Genomic DNA, 2480 nt, shown 5'->3' with positions numbered 1-2480 from the left:
TTCGTTTACTCTTGGTGAAGCTGGTACTCTTATACAAAGCGATCTTCTTAGTAGCATAAACAGCTTCACCTTTAACAGCAATGTTAGGACCTACTGAAGTAGAAGGTTTCGTTGTCGTGGTTGGTGTAGAACTACTTGAACTAGTTGTTGACGAGGAGGAAGACGAATTAGTTGGTACATTAGTGGCTGGTGTAAGGGGTGTTGCTGGAACAGTAGTAGTACCAGTATTACCACCGGTTGAGCCACCACCAGTTCCGCCGCCATTGGTAACTGTTAATGTAAAGGTTGTGTCTCCATAACCATTGGCAGTTAGTGTAACGTTATAAGTTCCAGGAGTCTTAGAAGCAAATTCTTGCGTTACAGCCTCACCTTTATTATTAGTTACCTTAGCAACTGTTGCACTGGCAGGGTCAGCATTAAAAGTTGACGCCGTAATTGGTGTATTAGCCGATATAGTTGCATTCTTACCAGTGACATTACTTGCAAAGGTACCAACATTGAGATAACCACTGTCTGCACCACTTGTATTCCAACTAGCGTAGTACAGTGGATATACTGCACCATTTTTTAGCGTGTCGATATTTGAAATGTATACCGGAATTTTAAGCGTAAAGTTTGCACCGGCTTTCAGTGTACCCCAAATACCAACGGCATTAACTTTTTGTTGATCAGCAAGCGTACCATCTGGCTTAAAATTATATCCACCAGCTGCCCCAGTATTAAATGCTAAGCCTTCTGGTCCATATGATTCATTTCCAGCCCAGATATCAGTAGATGGAACTTCAAGCTGCGTTGGTGTCAACAAATAGTCTGTACTTGTTGCACTCTTACCAATTTTGAAAGCTGGCCCACCATCGGAAGCAGCATCTGCAAAAATTACGGCCTCATTCAAAAAGACATCTTGAGTACTCGTATTTTTTATTGGAATGTTGATCGTTAAATCTTTAACTCCCTTAGAAATATAAGTTGTAGCACGGCTCTCCGAATTACCCGTACCAGCATAAACAGTATCTGCACCATCTGCTGTAAGATACATTGCCTGTTGGATTTGCGGCAAAGTAGTTGGACTTTCAGGAGTGAGTGTTTGCGTCATATTACCAACGACATTTTTAACAGGACTTTGAACACCATCAGCCTTAGCTGTGATTTCAAAGCTTAGAGGCCCCCCCCGCAAAACTATTGCTTTGTACGCCAATGGCACCTGCTAACCCTAATGAGGTTAACAGTGTCACAAAAATGATTCTTGATTTCTTCATGAAAATACCCCCTTATAATATAATTTATTACCAATTTTATAGAAATTTTATTAAGTAATAAATTTTATAACACACCTTTATTATATACATGCGGTTTTTGTTCGTCAATTAACTGATTATTTCTTTTTTTACTTTATTAACTATTTTGTTATTTATTGGTCTCTGTGTAACCTTTTACTTGTGATATGTAATTATCATTCTCATAATTGGCTTGCCAAATAAAACAAGAATTTCATCTTCGAATATTTCGAAAACTTATTGTCTATTGCTATGCAGGACATTTTTAATAGCATTGCTCAGCTTTAGCAACAACCAAAATAAAAAAGCCGCCCTGCTATAACTTTGGCCAGTTACAGGGTAGCTTAAAACTGTCTTATTAACTTGTCCACCGCCTTTAAATCGGCTTGTTTAGAAGGTTCTGTTCAAGCAGAATCTTCTTTTTGTATCTTCATTATGTCATGACAACCGATGGCTATCTAGACAAAGGCCCAACACAGATAGTATCAGTATTTTGATAAAAGTCAGATTTCAACAATTCGTTAAAAGAAAAAAAGTAATCAGTAAATGGATCTAAACAATTAGAAGGCTCTTTTTCAAAGAACTTATTAGAATCCTGCATAAACTTTTTTATAGACTACGTCTTATTAAACATAAGCGAAAGCCACAAAGAATACTCGTAATTCTTTCACCTTCTATAATATTTACAACAATCCCTTACTATTCGTAACTAACATCGTTAATACATAAGCTAAAATAACTGCAATAAAGATAAGAAACATACTAAACAGAAAAGAAAAACCTGAAAATGAATAAAAACCATTTGAAAGAAAACTCGCTAAGTAGATCATGAACACACAATTAATAATAAACTGGATCCACCAAAAAAAAGCCTTTTCACGGTTCATTCCTCCTTCTAAAAGTAACTAGCGAGAAAATCGAAATAAATCTCCTTTTATTAAAAGTCTAAGTATATTTCTTAAATTGCAAGCTGTTTTTCTAAATTAACAAACCGTTAAAAAATTGTCAAGAAGCTATCGAAAACAGCTTCTCCATCTAAACGCGTTAGATTCAAAGGTTATCCGTTTTATTAATTTCTAAAATAAAACTACCAGATCGCTTTTTAAATATTCCCCGATTTAAAATTGAAGTGCAACACTTGATAACTAGACCAATTAGACTAGCTTAAAAGGCCATGAAGGCCTATTCTTATTATTAACGACAAAA

General features: G+C 35.8%; 1 pseudogene. It reads right to left on the bottom strand.

The annotated features are described in order from the left end of the window. Positions 1-1195, bottom strand: a pseudogene (locus HMPREF0519_RS13840) (hypothetical protein); the annotation flags it as partial. Between the last annotated feature and the right edge of the window lie 1285 nt (positions 1196-2480).

The organism is Lentilactobacillus hilgardii DSM 20176 = ATCC 8290 (genome assembly GCF_000159315.1).
Classification (GTDB): domain Bacteria; phylum Bacillota; class Bacilli; order Lactobacillales; family Lactobacillaceae; genus Lentilactobacillus; species Lentilactobacillus hilgardii.
The sequence above is the reverse complement of the archived record's forward strand: the minus strand, read 5'-3'. Positions and strand labels throughout refer to the sequence as shown.